Source organism: Streptomyces sp. MJM8645 (assembly GCF_001625365.1).
Lineage (GTDB): Bacteria > Actinomycetota > Actinomycetes > Streptomycetales > Streptomycetaceae > Kitasatospora.
On the sequence record NZ_LJJF01000001.1, the window covers coordinates 2,612,501 to 2,626,234 of the forward strand.

The window sequence follows — 13,734 nt, forward strand, 5'->3', positions numbered from 1 at the left end:
GTCCGGACCGTACGCGTGGGCGTCGCCGAACAGGGAGGCCTTCCACCCGCCGAAGGAGTAGTAGGCGACCGGGACCGGGATCGGCACGTTGATGCCGACCATGCCGACCTCCACCTCGAACTGGAAGCGCCGGGCCGCGCCGCCGTCGTTGGTGAAGAGGGCGGTGCCGTTGCCGTACGGGTTGGCGTTGATCAGTGCCAGGCCCTCGTCGTAGGAGGCGACGCGCACGACGGAGAGGATCGGGCCGAAGATCTCGTCGTTGTAGACGGACATGCCCGGCTTCACGTGGTCGAACAGCGTGGGGCCGAGCCAGAAGCCGTCCGAGGTCGGGGCGCCGTTCTCGTCCTCGGCGGTGACCGGGTGCTTGCGGCCGTCCACGGCAAGCTCGGCGCCGTCGGCGACACCGGACTCGACGTAGGAGGTGACCTTGTCGCGGTGCTGGCCGGTGACCAGCGGGCCCATCTCGGAGTCGCCGTTGCAGCCGGGGCCGACCTTCAGGGTGGCGATCCGCTGCTTGATCTTGTCGACCAGCTCGTCGCCGATCGGGTCGACCGCGACCAGGACGGACACGGCCATGCAGCGCTCGCCGGCCGCGCCGAAGCCCGCGTTGACGGCGGCGTCGGCGGCCAGGTCGAGGTCGGCGTCGGGCAGGACCAGCATGTGGTTCTTGGCACCGCCCAGGGCCTGCACGCGCTTGCCGTAGCGCGTACCGGTCTCGTAGACGTAGCGGGCGATCGGGGTGGAGCCGACGAAGCTGACGGACTTGACGTCCGGGTGCTCCAGCAGGCGGTCCACGGCGGCCTTGTCGCCGTGCACGACGTTGAAGACGCCGTCCGGCAGGCCTGCCTCCTTCCACAGCCCGGCGAGGAAGTTGGCGGCGGACGGGTCCTTCTCCGAGGGCTTCAGGACGACGGTGTTGCCGGCCGCGACGGCGAGCGGGAAGAACCACATCGGCACCATGGCCGGGAAGTTGAACGGCGAGATGATCGCGACCGGGCCGAGCGGCTGGCGGATCGAGTAGACGTCGACGCCGGTGGACGCCTGCTCGGTGAAGCCGCCCTTGACGAGCTGCGGGATGCCGCAGGCGTACTCGACGACCTCCAGGCCGCGGGCGATCTCGCCGAGCGCATCGGAGTGGACCTTGCCGTGCTCGGACACGATGATCGCGGCCAGCTCGTCGCGGCGGGCGTTCAGCAGCTCGCGGAAGGCGAACAGCACGGTGGTGCGCTTGGCGACCGAGGCGGTGCGCCACTCGGCGAAGGCCGAGGCGGCGGCGGCCACGGCCTGGTCGACCTCGGCGATCCCGGCGAAGTCGACCTGGCCGGCGACCTGGCCGGTGGCCGGGTCGAAGATGTCACCGCGGCGGGGCGCCGCGCCGGCGGTGGCGACGGGCTCGCCGCCGATCCAGTGAGTGATGTGCTTGCTCAAGTCCGTCTGCCTCCGAAGTCCCGGGCGGCGTCCTGCCGCCGGTCCTGTCTGGCGCCGCCCGCGAGTGGGCCGGGCGACGGGATTCACGGGGCTACCGCGTTCGTCTCCAGTCTGGTGCCCGCCGCGCCAGGCCTCAACGAACAGGCTGACGGGGATCGCGGATTCAGCCTTACAGGTCGTCCGGTTGCTCGGCCGAATGCGTGAGGGGGCACGAACGAACGTGTGAAGCCGGACCCGCAAAGACGACCCCGCAAGACGAACGCGCCAGGACGAACGCGGCAGGACGAACGCGCGAGGACGAAGCGCCGCCACCCCGCGTTCAGGACTCCTCGTCCTCCAGGTACGGGTCGTGCAGACCGTCGGCCGCCTCCTGGGTCTCCAGCAGGTCCAGCCGCAGGTCCTGGGCCCAGGCGAGCGCCCACCGCTTCAGCCCGCCGACCGCGCGTGCCGCGACACCCCGGGCCCGGAACCGGCCGTCCGCCGCCTCGGCCAGCGTCTCCAGCCGGTCGGCGAGCGCCGCGGGCTGGAAGTCCGCATCCAATTCGCCTGCCAGCGCGATGAGTTCGCCCTCCCGGTAGCAGTCGGTGAGGGCGTGCACGTCGACCAGGTCCCGCGGCATGCCACGGTCCACCAGCAGCGCGGTGGTGAGCGCGGCGACGTCCTCCAGGGCGACGACCGGCAGCACAACTGGCAGGACGACCGGCAGCGCCACCGGCAGGGCCGCCGGCAGCGCCACCGCCGGCTCGCCGGGCGGGGGCGCGGCGAGGTCGAAGCGCACCGGCCGGTGGGCCAGCGGCTCCTTCCGCAGCTCCACCGAGTGCGACCGCCCGCCGAGCGCGAGCCGGACGGTGAGCTGCTCCAGCCGCGGCGTGCCCGGGCGTTCGGCGACCCCGCCGCCGGCCGCGCGGTAGGCCTCGCCCAGCGCGGCGGCCACCTCCGGCAGGTCGGCCCCGCCGGTCACCAGGGTGAGTCCGTCCTGCGGGCAGGCCGCGACACCGTGGGCGCGCAGCGCGTGCCCACCGGCCAGGGCGAGCCCGTACCGGTCGCAGACGGGGGCCGCCAGTGCGGCGAGGCGCAGCTGGGTGTGGCCCGGTCGAAGGGGCGCGTCGACGGCGTCCGGGGCGGTGGTCACGTTTCCAGTCTGACGCGACCGCCCGCTCCGCGCGCCACCGCCGGCCGGGGGCCGGAGTCCGGACCGGGGGATCACCAGCCGCTGAGCCCGGCCGCGGCCTCGTGCAGGGCGAGCTCCAGCAGCACCGGGTCGTTGAGCCGTCCGGAGCCGTCGGGCGGGACGAGCCAGCGCACCCCGCGGCTGCGGCGCTCGGGGTGCGGGACGACGATCCAGGTGCCCTCCCCCGCGCTGCGCACGCCCGTCCCGATCCAGCGGGCGGCGGTGCCGACGGGGACCAGGAAGCTGACGTGTTCGTCCCCGAAGTCGGTGAGGACGGGGCCGCAGGAGCCAGGGTCCAGGATCTCCAGGGCCGGGCGCCCGAGCCGTCCGGGGACGGAGAGGACGTCCCAGCGGCGGCCGGCCGGTAGCAGCATCAGCCCCAGCCCGGTGCGCTCCCATTGCTCCCGGAAGGCCTCCGGGTCCGCTGCCACCTGAGCGAGCCAGTGCAGTCCGGTGCTCTCCATGTCTGTCCCCGCTTCTCGCCGCTGGTTCCGGTCGGGTCGTCCTGGTCGGGACGCGGCGGGGAGACCGAGACCCGCCGTCACCAAGGAGAGGCGGACGGCGGGTCTCTCTTACACGGATAGCAGGGATAGCACGGATAGCAGGGATAACACGGATGGCGAGGTCAGCTCACGGACAACGAGGTCAACTGTCGAAGCCGAGCCCCATGCGGTCGAGCGTGCGCAGCCAGAGGTTGCGGTGGCCGCCGTTGCGGTCCGCGCGCTCCAGCGAGCGGGTGGTGATCTCGATCCCGGCCCAGCGCACCGGCTCGGGCGGGAACGGCAGCGGCTTGCTGCGCACCATGTCCAGCGAGGTGCGCTCGGTGCGCTCGCCGGACAGCAGGTCGAGCATCACCTCGGCGCCGAAGCGCGTCGCGCCGACGCCGAGCCCGGTGTACCCGGCCGCGTACGCGACCTTGCCCCGGTAGGCGGTGTCGAAGAACGCCGAGAACCGGGTGCAGGTGTCGATGGCGCCGCCCCAGGCGTGGGTGAACCGCAGGCCCTCCAGCTGCGGGAAGCAGCGGAAGAAGTGGTTCGCCAGCGTGCGGAAGGTCTCCGGCCGCTGGTCGTACTCGTGCCGGACGTGGCCGCCGTAGTGGTAGACGGCGTCGTAGCCGCCCCACAGGATCCGGTTGTCGGCGGAGAGCCGGAAGTAGTGGAACTTGTTGGCGCTGTCGCCGAGTCCCTGCCGGCCGCGCCAGCCGATCGCGGCGAGCTGCTCGTCGCTGAGCGGCTCGGTCATCAGCGCGTAGTCGTACACCGGCACGATGTACGGCCGGACCCTCTTGACCAGCGACGGGAACACGTTGGTGCCGAGTGCGACGCGCCGGGCGAAGACCCGTCCGTACGGGGTGCGGACGGCCATGCCGCTGCCGTACTCCCGCAGGTCGGTGGCCCGGGTGTGCTCGAAGATCCGCACGCCCTGGCCGAGGCAGGCGTCCCGCAGGCCCCAGGCGAGCTTGGCGGGGTGGACCATCGCCACGCCCTCCTTGTCCCAGAGGCCGCCGAGGAAGGTCGGCGAGTCGACCTCGGCGCGCAGCTCGTCGGCGTCCAGGACGGTGATGTCGAAGCCGTACCGGGCGACGGCCTCGGCGATCTCGTGGAGTTCCTCGACCTGGTGCGGCTGGGTGGCGACGTCGATCTCGCCGGTGCGCTCCCACTCGGCATCGATGCCGTAGCGCTTGAGGGTGGCCTCGATGCCGTCCAGGTTGGCGGCACCGAGGCGTTCCAGCTGGGCGAGTTCGGCGGGCCAGCGTTGCAGGCCGTTGCCGAAGCCGTGGGTGAGGCTGGCCGCGCAGAATCCGCCGTTGCGCCCGGACGCGGCCCACCCGACCTCGTTGCCCTCGACCAGCACGACGTCCAGCGAGGGGTCGCGTTCCTTGGCGATGAGGGCGGTCCAGAGGCCGGAGTAGCCGCCGCCGACGACCAGCAGGTCGCAGGTGGTGTCGCCGACCAGGGCGGGCAGTGCCGCCGGCCGGCCCGGATCCTCCAGCCAGAAGGGGGTGGGCCTGGCGTCACTGAGTGCGCGGGCGGAGTCCATGCATTATCAGCCACTTTCTGTACTTAGGCGATGGTTTGTTCGGCCACCACACCCGACCGTACGTCAGGCGGTGGCCTTCCGGCGGTTGCCCAGCCACTGGCCGGCGACGGTCAGCGCGACGGCGGCGATGAACATCGCGGTGCCGATGACGTTGACCTGTACCGGGATGCCGCGCTGCGACGCGCCCCAGACGAACATCGGGAAGGTGACCGTGGTCGGGCCCGAGTTGAACTGGGTGATGATGAAGTCGTCGAAGGAGAGCGCGAAGCTGAGCAGCGCTCCCGCCGCGATGCCGGGGGCGGCCAGCGGCAGGGTGACCCGCAGGAAGGTCTGGGTGGGGGTCGCGTAGAGGTCCTGGGCGGCCTGTTCGAGCCTCGGGTCCATGCTCATCACGCGGGCCTTGACGGCCGTCACCACGAAGCTGAGGCAGAACATGATGTGCGCGATGAGGATGGTGGTGAAGCCGAACGGGATGCGCATGTTGAGGAACAGGGTCCCGAGCGAGGCGGCCATGACCACCTCGGGCATGGCCATCGGCAGGAAGATCATCGCGGTGGTGGCCGAGCGGCCGCGGAAGCGGTAGCGGGCCAGTGCGAAGGCGACCATGGTGCCGAGCACGGTGGCGCCGATGGTGGCGAGCACCGCGATCTGCAGGCTGAGCGAGAGCGACTGGCACATGTCGGCCACGCCGCAGGGGTTGGTCCAGGCGTCGGTGGAGAACTCGTTCCACTCGTAGTTGAACTTGCCGACCGGCTTGTTGAACGAGAAGGCGAGCACGACCAGGTTGGGCAGCACCAGGTAGGCGAGGGCCAGCACGCCGGCCAGCACCACCAGGTGGGCGCGTATCCACTTGGTAATCCGGGACATCAGACCAGTTCCTCCGTCCCGGCCTTGCGCATGTAGACCGTCACCATGCCCAGGATCAGGGCCATCAGGATGAAGCTCAGTGCGGCAGCCGTGGGGTAGTCGAGCACGTTCAGGAACTGCTTCTGGATGCCGTTGCCGACCATCTGCTCGCTCGGCGAGCCCAGCAGCTGGGCGTTGATGTAGTCGCCGGAAGCCGGGATGAAGGTGAGCAGGGTGCCGGCGACCACGCCGGGCAGCGAGATCGGGAAGGTGACCTTGCGGAAGGTGGTGAACGGCCGGGCGTACAGGTCGCCGGCCGCCTCGTGCAGGCGGGGGTCGATCCGCTCCAGCGAGGTGTACAGCGGCAGGATCATGAACGGCAGGAAGTTGTAGGTGAGACCGCAGACCACGGCGAGCGGCGTGGCGAGCACCCGGTCGCCGGAGGTGAGGCCGAGCGCGTTGGTGACGTCCAGGACGTGCAGGGTGTTGAGCACCCCGACCACCGGCCCGCCGTCGGACAGGATGGTCTTCCAGGCCAGCGTGCGGATCAGGAAGCTGGTGAAGAACGGCGCGATGACCAGGATCAGGATGACGTTGCGCCAGCGCTTGCCGGCCTTGAAGGCGATCGTGTACGCGAGCGGGTAGCCGACGGCCAGGCAGAGCACGGTGGCGATGCCCGCGTAGGAGAACGAGCGGACGAAGTGCCACTTGTACTCGACCAGGGCGTCCCAGTAGGTCGCGAGGTGCCAGGTGACCTTGAAACCCGCTTCGAGCGAGCCGGTCTGCAGCGAGGTGGACGCCTGGTAGACCATCGGGACGGCGAAGAAGACGACGAGCCAGGCGATGCCGGGCAGCAGCAGCCAGTACGCGGTGAGCTTGCGCTTCGGCTTCCGTGCCGGTTCCGCGAGCGGTATGACCTGTGACGGAGCGGCCGGGGTGGTGGTGGTCATGCGGCCTCCTCCGCGGTGCCCGCGTCGATCGCCTGCGCGGCGTCCAGGGCGAAGGAGTGCGCCGGGTTCCAGTGCAGCAGGACGGACGCGCCGGGGACGATCCGGGCGTCGCGCTCCATGTTCTGCTCGAAGACGGTGACCTCCTGGCCGCCGTCGGTGCGCACCACGTACTGGGTGGAGACGCCGATGAAGCTGGAGTCGAGGACGGTGCCGGCCAGCCGGTTGCGGCCGTCGGCGACCTCGGCGGAGGCGTGCGCGATGGTGATCTTCTCCGGGCGCACGCCCAGGTGGACCTGCCTGGCCTCGGTGGCGCAGCGCGCCTTGGGCACGGCGAGGCGGACGCCGGCCGCGGTGAGCAGCAGGTCGCCGCCGTCGGTGCCGGTGACCTCGGCGGGCAGCAGGTTGGACTGGCCGAGGAAGTTGGCCACGAAGGTGGTGGCGGGGTTCTCGTACAGCTCGGCGGGGGCGCCCAGTTGCTCGACCCGGCCGCCGTTCATCACCGCGATGGTGTCGGCCATCGTCATGGCCTCCTCCTGGTCGTGGGTGACGTGCACGAAGGTGATGCCGACCTCGGTCTGGATCCGCTTGAGCTCCAGCTGCATCTGGCGGCGGAGCTTGAGGTCGAGTGCGCCGAGCGGCTCGTCGAGGAGCAGCACCTGGGGGTGGTTGATCAGGGCGCGGGCGACGGCGACGCGCTGCTGCTGGCCGCCGGAGAGCTGGTGCGGCTTGCGCCGGGCGTACTGGCCGAGTTCGACCAGCTCCAGCATCTCCTCGACCTGCTTCTTGACGTCCTTGCGGCCGCGGCGGCGCAGGCCGAAGGCGACGTTCTCGAAGATGTCGAGGTGCGGGAAGAGCGCGTAGCTCTGGAAGACGGTGTTCACCGGCCGCTTGTACGGGGGCAGGGCGGTGACGTCCTGGCCGCCGATCAGGACGGTGCCGCTGGTGGGCTCCTCCAGGCCGGCGATCATGCGCAGGGTGGTGGTCTTGCCGCAGCCGGAGGCGCCGAGCAGGGCGAAGAAGGAGCCCTGCGGGACGGTGAGGTCGAGCGGGTGGACGGCGGTGAAGGCGCCGTAGGTCTTGCCGATGCCGGTGAGGCGGACGTCGCCGCCGGCGGCCGCGTCGCGCTGCTGGTCTGTCATGGGTGTCTTCCTGGGTTCTCTGCCGGGAGTGGGCCGCGCGTGGGGGGTCAGGCGCCGATGAGCTTGGAGAACTTCTGCTCGAAGTCGCTCTCCTCGGTCTCGGTGAGGGTGCGGAACACGTGCGACTTGGCCGCCATCTCGGGGGTGGGTACGACCAGCGGGTTGGCCGCGCTGTCCGGGGCGAGGGCGGCGAGTTCGTCCTTCATCCCGGTGACGGCGGAGACGAAGCCGATGCCCGCGACCAGCTGCGCCGCGATCTTCGGCTGATAGTAGAAGTCGATCAGCTTTTCCGCGTTCGCCTTGTGCTGCGCCCGGGCCGGGATCAGCATGTTGTCCGTCGAGGAGACGTAGCCCTTCTCCGGGATGACGAACTCGATGTCCGGGTTGTCGGCGCGCAGTTGGATCAGGTCACCGCCCCAGGCGACGCAGGCCGCGATGTCGCCGGAGGACAGCTCCTGGCCGTAGTCGTTGCCGGTGAAGCGGCGGATCTGCTTGCTGTCGACGCCCTTCTGCAGCCGGGCGACGGCGGCGTCGTAGTCGTCGGCGGTGAACTTCGCCGGGTCCTTGCCCAGGTCCAGCAGGGTGATCCCGATGCTGTCGCGCATCTCGGAGAGGAAGGTGACCCGGCCCTTGAGGTCGGGGTCGTCCAGCAGTTGGGAGACGCTGGTGACCTCCTTCCCCTTGGTCGCCTTCTTGTTGTAGGCGATGACGACCTGGATGCCGGCCCACGGGTAGGAGTACAGCCGGCCCGGGTCCCAGTCGGGGGCGCGGAAGCGGGAGTCGATGGTGGTGATCGCGGTGGTGACGTTCGCCGGGTTGAGCTTCTGCGCCCAGCCGAGCCGGATCATCCGGGCGGCCATCCAGTCGGTGAGGACCATCAGGTCGCGGCCGGTGTCCTGGCCGGCCGCGAGCTGCGGCTTGACCTTGCCGAAGAACTCGACGTTGTCGTTGACGTCCTCGTTGTACCTGACCTTGACGCCGGTGGCCGCGGTGAAGGCGTCCAGGGTGCCGTGCTTCTCCTTGTCCTTCTCGTCGGTGTCGATGTACAGCGGCCAGTTGGAGAAGTTGACCACCTTCTCGGTGTCCGAGAGGTCCTTGGCGGCGTTGGCGGTCGAGTCGCCGCCGACGGTCCTGGCCGCCGGGATCCCGCAGGCGGCCAGCGTGCCCGCACCGGCGGTCAGCGCGGCGGCCCGCAGCAGGGTGCGGCGGCCGATCGCGGCCCGGCCGCTGGTCAGGCTGCGTTCCCAGGCCTTGCGGACCGGTTCGGGCAGACCGTCGGTGAACTCGTTGAACGCCATGGAACGGGCCTCCTGGGGGTAAGAGGTCGAATCGGGGCGCCCTGAGGGCGGCGCCCCTGGGCAGGGGTTATCTGTCTCCGAAGACGGTGCGGTGCCAGTCCTTGCGGGCCACCGCGGTGGTGTCGAACATGACGTGCTTGACCTGGGTGTACTCGTCCAGCGAGTACTGGGACATGTCCTTGCCGTAGCCGGACGCCTTGTAGCCGCCGTGCGGCATCTCGCTGATGATCGGGATGTGGTCGTTGACCCAGACGCACCCGGCCGCGATCTCCCGGGTGGCGCGCAGCGAGCGGTGCACGTTGCCCGTCCAGGCGGAGGCGGCCAGGCCGTAGGGGGTGTCGTTGGCCAGCCGCAGGCCCTCGTCGTCGGTGTCGAAGGGCAGCACGACGAGCACCGGGCCGAAGATCTCGCCCTGGACCACCTCGCTGTCCTGGGCGGCGCCGGTGATCAGGGTGGGCGCGTAGTACGCGCCGCGGGTGAGGTCGGTGCCGTCGTGGCCCTTCTCCGGCGCGCGGCCGCCGGTGACCACGGTGGCGTAGGAGCGGGCGCGTTCGACGAAGCCGGCCACCCGGTCCCGGTGGGTGTACGAGACCAGCGGGCCGAGGTCGGTGTGCGGGTTGAGCGGGTCGCCGATCCGGATCGCGGCGTACAGCTCGGCCACGCCGGCCACGAACGCGTCGTACAGCGGGCGCTGGACGTACGCGCGGGTGGCGGCGGTGCAGTCCTGGCCGCCGTTGATCAGCGAGGCGGCGACCGCGCCGTGCACGGCGGCGTCGAGGTCGGCGTCGTCGAAGACCACGAACGGGGCCTTGCCGCCGAGCTCCAGGTGGGTGCGCTTGACGCTCGCGGTGGCGAGTTCGGCGACCCTGCGGCCGACCGGAGTGGAGCCGGTGAAGGACACCATGGCGACGTCCGGGTGCGCGACCAGGTGCTCGCCGGTGGTGCGTCCGGCGCCGGTGACCACGTTGACCACGCCGTCGGGGATGCCCGCCTCGGTGCAGGCCCGGGCGAACATCAGCGAGGTGAGCGGGGTCAGCTCGGACGGCTTGAGCACGATGGTGTTGCCCGCCGCGATCGCCGGCAGGACCTTCCAGGCGGCCATCTGCAGCGGGTAGTTCCACGGCGAGATCGAGCCGACCACGCCGATCGCCTCGCGGCGCACGTAGGAGGTGTGGTCGCCGGAGTACTCGCCGGCCGCCTTGCCCTCCAGGTTGCGGGCGGCGCCGGCGAAGAACGCCACGTTGTCGATGGTGCCGGGGACGTCGAACTCGGTGGCCAGCTTGACCGGCTTGCCGGTCTGCGCGGTCTCCACCCGGGCGAGGTCGGCGCTCGCCGAGGTCAGGACGGCGGCCAGTGCGGTCAGCGCCTCGGAACGGGCGCCGGGGGTGGCGCGGGACCAGCCGGGCAGGGCCGCCTTCGCGGCGGCCACGGCCGCGTCGACCTCGCCGGTGGTGGCCAGGGCGACCTGCTCGACCACGCTGCCGTCCGCGGGGTTGACGACCTGGAAGGGCTCGCCGCTCCCCCGGGTCTGACGGCCCGCGATGTACTGCGCGCCCGCGCCGAAGTCGGTCAGGTCCATCTGGTTCCTCCAAGTGCCGGTGGGTCGACTGCCACGGCGATTCTCACGGTTGTGCGGTGGGGGAATCCGACCGGCTGATCACCGGGGTTGCGCGATCCTGGCAGTCCGGCGGACTCCGGACAAGGGATTCCGCTGTTGCATTCCGGCAACGCGATGGATTCCGGCGTGAGGTCTGTTTTTCGCCACAGCCGACCCGCTGACCATGCCCGGTGCCGCCCCGGCGTGACAAGGGTCACTCCGACAACCTCGGTGGGTAGGGCCTTACAGGGTGCAAGGGTTCACCGAGGGCGACAGGTCGTCGCCGCGATGGATGATTTACCTGACACTCTGGTCCCTCAAGGCCCTGGAGGCCCGCGATGCTCCCCACCGTCGCCCGCGTGCTCGACCTGGAGGTGATGCGGCGCGGCCTGCCCCAGGTCGTCGCCGGCGCCGACCACCTGGAGCGGCCGGTCCGCTGGGTCCACGTGAGCGAACTGCCCGACGTCGCCGGGATGCTCCAGGGCGGCGAACTGGTGCTCACCACCGGCATCGCGCTGCCCGACGACCGCGAGGGCCTGGCCCGCTACGTCCGCGAACTGGACGAGGTGGGGGTCGCCGGACTGGTCGTCGAGTACGGCCGGCGCTACTTCGACTCGCTGCCCCGCGCCCTGGTGCACGCCGCCGAACAGCGCGGCCTGCCGCTGATCACGCTCCGCCGCGAGCTGCGCTTCGTCGCCGTCACCGAGGCCGTGCACGCGCTGGTGGTCAACGCCCAGCTGGAGCAGCTGCGCGTCTCCGAGGCCGTCCACCAGGTGTTCAACGAGCTGGTGGTGGAGGGCGCCGAGCCGCCCGAGGTGATCCGCCAGGTGGCCCGGATGGCGGGCGCGCCGGTCGTCCTGGAGAACCTCGCGCACCAGGTGCTCGCCCACGACACCGCAGGCCGCCCGGAGGTCGAACTGCTGGAGGACTGGGAGCGCCGCTCCCGCGGGGTCCGCCCGCCCGGCCGCACCGGGCACGACCCGCGCAGCGGCTGGCTGGTGACCACGGTCGGCGCCCGCGGCCAGGACTGGGGCCGGCTGGTGCTGGTGCAGGATCCGGGCCCGCTGCCCGAGAACGAGGCCCACCCGCACACCATGCTGCTGGAACGCGGCGCCTCCGCCCTGGCGCTCAACCGGCTGGTGGTGCGCGACCGGGAGAGCCTGGAGCGGCAGACCCACCGCACCCTGCTGTCCGGCATCCTCACCCACGCGCTGACCGTCTCCGAGGTGGCCCTGCGCGCCCAGGCGCTCGGCGTCCCGCTGGAGGGCCGCCGGCTGGTCGGAGTGGTGCTGCGGCAGCGGCGCGGCCCGATCCCGGCCGCCCTGGAGGCGCAGGCCCGGCTGCGGGACTTCACCGAGCTCGCCGCGGGAGCCGTCCGGGCCTGCCGGCTCTCCGCCCTGGTCGGCGCGCTGGACGACGAGGGCGTCGGCGTGCTGATCACGCTCGGCACCCAGCAGGACGAGCACGCCGCCCTGGACGCCTTCTCGGCCACGCTGCGCCGGATGTCGGCCGAGGCCGGCCGGGACGACGCCGCCGCCGCACCCGCCCCGGTGGTCGCGGTCGGCTCCTCGGTCGGCTCCGTCCGGGACGCCCGGCGCACCCTGCTGGAGGCCACCCAGGTCGCCGACGCGGCCCTGCACGACGCGCCCGGCGGCCGGGCCGCCTCGTACTACCGGCTGCCGGACGTCCGGCTGCGCGGCCTGCTCCACCTGCTGCGCGACGACGCCCGGCTGCAGACCTACGTGGAGCGGGAGCTGGGCCCGCTGCTGGCCCACGACGCCGAGCACAACGGCCAGTTGGTGCAGATGCTGCGGATCTACCTGGAGCAGGGCCGGAACAAGTCGGCGGCGGCCGACGCCGCGCACCTGTCCCGGCCGTCCTTCTACGACCGCCTGCACAAGGTCGAGCGGATCCTCGGCGTCGACCTCGACCAGGTGGAGTCCTGCCTCTCCCTGCACGTGGCGCTGCTCGCCCTGGACGCCGTCCGCCGCTGACCGCCGACCGCTGACCGCCAACCGCTGACCGCTGACCGCTGACCGCTGACCGCCGGTGGCCTACACGCCGGTGATGCGCCCCCAGACCTTGTGCAGTTCGGGCCGCTCCGCCGAGGTGACGTCGCGCATGGTGTGCAGCCGGGCGCGCATCTCGTCGGTCGGGAAGAGCAGCGGGTTCTCCGCCAGTTCGGCCTTGTCCTTGTCGCCGCTGGCCGCCAGCACCTCGCGGGCGGCTGGCACCGGGCAGATGTACTGGACGAACGCGGCGAGTTCGGCGGCCACCTCGGGCTGGTAGTAGTGGTCGATCAGCAGCTCGGCGTTGCGCTTGTGCCGGGCCCGGTTGGGGATCATCAGGCTCTCCGCCCACAGCTCGCCGCCCTCCTGCGGCACCACGAACTCGATGTCCGGGTTCTGGGCGGTCAGTTGGACGGCGTCGCCGGAGTAGGCCTGGCAGGCGACGGCGGCACCGGAGGCGAGGTCGCTGGTGTAGTCGTTGCCGGTGAAGCGGCGGATGTGGCCGGTGTCGACCATCTTCTGCACGGTGTCCATCGCCCGGTGCGCGTCGTCCTCGCCGAACCGGGAGACGTCCGCACCCTGGGCGAGCATCAGCAGCCCGAGCGCCTCGTCCAGCCCGGCGAACAGGGTGACCCGGCCCTTGAGATCGGGCGCCCAGAGGTCCGCGGTCGACTTCAGCTCCCGGCCGAGCGCCTTGCGGTTGTACGCGATGCCGGTGATCCCGGACTGCCAGGGCACGCTGCGCCGGCGCCCGGGGTCGAAGGCCGGGTCGGCGAGCTGCGGGTCCAGGTTGGCGGTGACGTTGGGCAGGTTGGCCCGGTCCATGGCCTGCACCCAGCCGAGCGAGACGTACCGGCCGGCCATCCAGTCGCTGACCACCATGAGGTCCCGGCCGGGGTCGGCGCCCTGGGTGAGCACCGGGCTGATCTTTCCGAAGAACTCGTCGTTGTCGTTGATGTCCTCGGTGTAGGTGACCGCGATGCCGGTCCGCTCGGTGAAGGCGTCCAGGGTCGGCCGGTGGCCCTGGTCGTCGGTGTCGATGTACTGGGTCCAGTTGGAGAAGGCGAGCCGCTGCTCGCGGTCCGAGCGGTCCTGGACCGAGCGGCGGTCCTCGGCGACGTACGCGGACGGGATGCCGCAGCCGGTCAGCGTGCCGGCGCCGAGCAGCGCGGCCCCGCCGAGCACCGAACGCCGGCGGATCGTACGGGAGTTGTGGGGGCGGGTCGGGGTGGTGCTGCTGGGCATGGGGAAGGCCT

The 13,734-nt window shown here is 71.6% G+C and carries 11 protein-coding genes (1 of these 11 running past the window's edge); 1 reads left to right on the forward strand and 10 read right to left on the reverse strand.

Annotation, left to right across the window (positions count from 1 at the left end):
- The 9 genes from A6F73_RS11110 to A6F73_RS11150 form a co-directional block, all read right to left on the reverse strand.
- Positions 1–1,428, reverse strand: the 5' portion of a protein-coding gene (locus A6F73_RS11110) for a CoA-acylating methylmalonate-semialdehyde dehydrogenase (RefSeq protein ID WP_063347648.1). 96 nt of this gene lie to the left of the window's left edge; the window shows 1,428 of its 1,524 coding nt (coding positions 1–1,428); it begins with the start codon at positions 1,426–1,428; its stop codon lies beyond the left edge, outside the window.
- Between the two features lie 319 nt (positions 1,429–1,747).
- On the reverse strand, positions 1,748–2,560 hold the full coding sequence (locus A6F73_RS11115) for a nucleotidyl transferase AbiEii/AbiGii toxin family protein (RefSeq protein WP_063347649.1): 813 nt from the start codon (positions 2,558–2,560) through the stop codon (positions 1,748–1,750).
- Between the two features lie 71 nt (positions 2,561–2,631).
- Positions 2,632–3,063 (reverse strand): hypothetical protein, encoded by a 432-nt coding sequence (locus A6F73_RS11120; RefSeq protein WP_063347650.1) that lies wholly within the window; start codon positions 3,061–3,063, stop codon positions 2,632–2,634.
- Between the two features lie 181 nt (positions 3,064–3,244).
- A complete protein-coding gene (locus A6F73_RS11125) occupies positions 3,245–4,639 on the reverse strand; it encodes an FAD-dependent oxidoreductase (protein ID WP_063347651.1) in 1,395 nt (464 codons plus the stop codon).
- A gap of 63 nt (positions 4,640–4,702) precedes the next feature.
- Positions 4,703–5,506 (reverse strand): ABC transporter permease, encoded by an 804-nt coding sequence (locus A6F73_RS11130; protein ID WP_063347652.1) that lies wholly within the window; start codon positions 5,504–5,506, stop codon positions 4,703–4,705.
- Entirely contained in the window at positions 5,506–6,435 is a 930-nt protein-coding gene (locus A6F73_RS11135; protein WP_063347653.1) for an ABC transporter permease, read from the reverse strand. The genes A6F73_RS11130 and A6F73_RS11135 overlap by 1 nt, the downstream gene beginning before the upstream one ends.
- Positions 6,432–7,574, reverse strand: coding sequence for an ABC transporter ATP-binding protein (locus A6F73_RS11140; protein ID WP_063347654.1), 1,143 nt, complete (start codon positions 7,572–7,574; stop codon positions 6,432–6,434). Before A6F73_RS11140 ends, A6F73_RS11135 begins: the two co-directional genes overlap by 4 nt.
- A 47-nt stretch (positions 7,575–7,621) precedes the next feature.
- The gene (locus A6F73_RS11145; protein ID WP_063347655.1) at positions 7,622–8,872 is read right to left on the reverse strand and encodes a spermidine/putrescine ABC transporter substrate-binding protein; all 1,251 of its coding nucleotides are present in this window, start codon (positions 8,870–8,872) and stop codon (positions 7,622–7,624) included.
- Between the two features lie 67 nt (positions 8,873–8,939).
- Positions 8,940–10,451: a gamma-aminobutyraldehyde dehydrogenase gene (locus A6F73_RS11150; protein WP_063347656.1), complete on the reverse strand. Its 1,512-nt coding sequence runs from the start codon at positions 10,449–10,451 to the stop codon at positions 8,940–8,942.
- Positions 10,452–10,807: 356 nt separating this feature from the next.
- Between A6F73_RS11150 and A6F73_RS11155 the strand changes: the two genes are divergently transcribed.
- A complete protein-coding gene (locus tag A6F73_RS11155; RefSeq protein WP_063347657.1) occupies positions 10,808–12,463 on the forward strand; it encodes a PucR family transcriptional regulator in 1,656 nt (551 codons plus the stop codon).
- Between the two features lie 60 nt (positions 12,464–12,523).
- On the opposite strand, the gene A6F73_RS11160 is transcribed toward A6F73_RS11155, so the two are convergent.
- Positions 12,524–13,723, reverse strand: a complete 1,200-nt coding sequence (locus tag A6F73_RS11160; protein WP_063347658.1) for a spermidine/putrescine ABC transporter substrate-binding protein — start codon at positions 13,721–13,723, stop codon at positions 12,524–12,526.
- Between the last annotated feature and the right edge of the window lie 11 nt (positions 13,724–13,734).

Bases quoted from the DNA above. Each gene is read 5' to 3' on its own strand.
- A6F73_RS11160 (WP_063347658.1), bottom strand. From the start codon at position 13,723: ATGCCCAGCAGCACCACCCCGACCCGCCCCCACAACTCCCGTACGATC.
- A6F73_RS11150 (WP_063347656.1), bottom strand. From the start codon at position 10,451: ATGGACCTGACCGACTTCGGCGCGGGCGCGCAGTACATCGCGGGCCGT.
- A6F73_RS11120 (WP_063347650.1), bottom strand. From the start codon at position 3,063: ATGGAGAGCACCGGACTGCACTGGCTCGCTCAGGTGGCAGCGGACCCG.
- A6F73_RS11125 (WP_063347651.1), bottom strand. From the start codon at position 4,639: ATGGACTCCGCCCGCGCACTCAGTGACGCCAGGCCCACCCCCTTCTGG.
- A6F73_RS11130 (WP_063347652.1), bottom strand. From the start codon at position 5,506: ATGTCCCGGATTACCAAGTGGATACGCGCCCACCTGGTGGTGCTGGCC.
- A6F73_RS11145 (WP_063347655.1), bottom strand. From the start codon at position 8,872: ATGGCGTTCAACGAGTTCACCGACGGTCTGCCCGAACCGGTCCGCAAG.
- A6F73_RS11155 (WP_063347657.1), top strand. From the start codon at position 10,808: ATGCTCCCCACCGTCGCCCGCGTGCTCGACCTGGAGGTGATGCGGCGC.
- A6F73_RS11140 (WP_063347654.1), bottom strand. From the start codon at position 7,574: ATGACAGACCAGCAGCGCGACGCGGCCGCCGGCGGCGACGTCCGCCTC.
- A6F73_RS11135 (WP_063347653.1), bottom strand. From the start codon at position 6,435: ATGACCACCACCACCCCGGCCGCTCCGTCACAGGTCATACCGCTCGCG.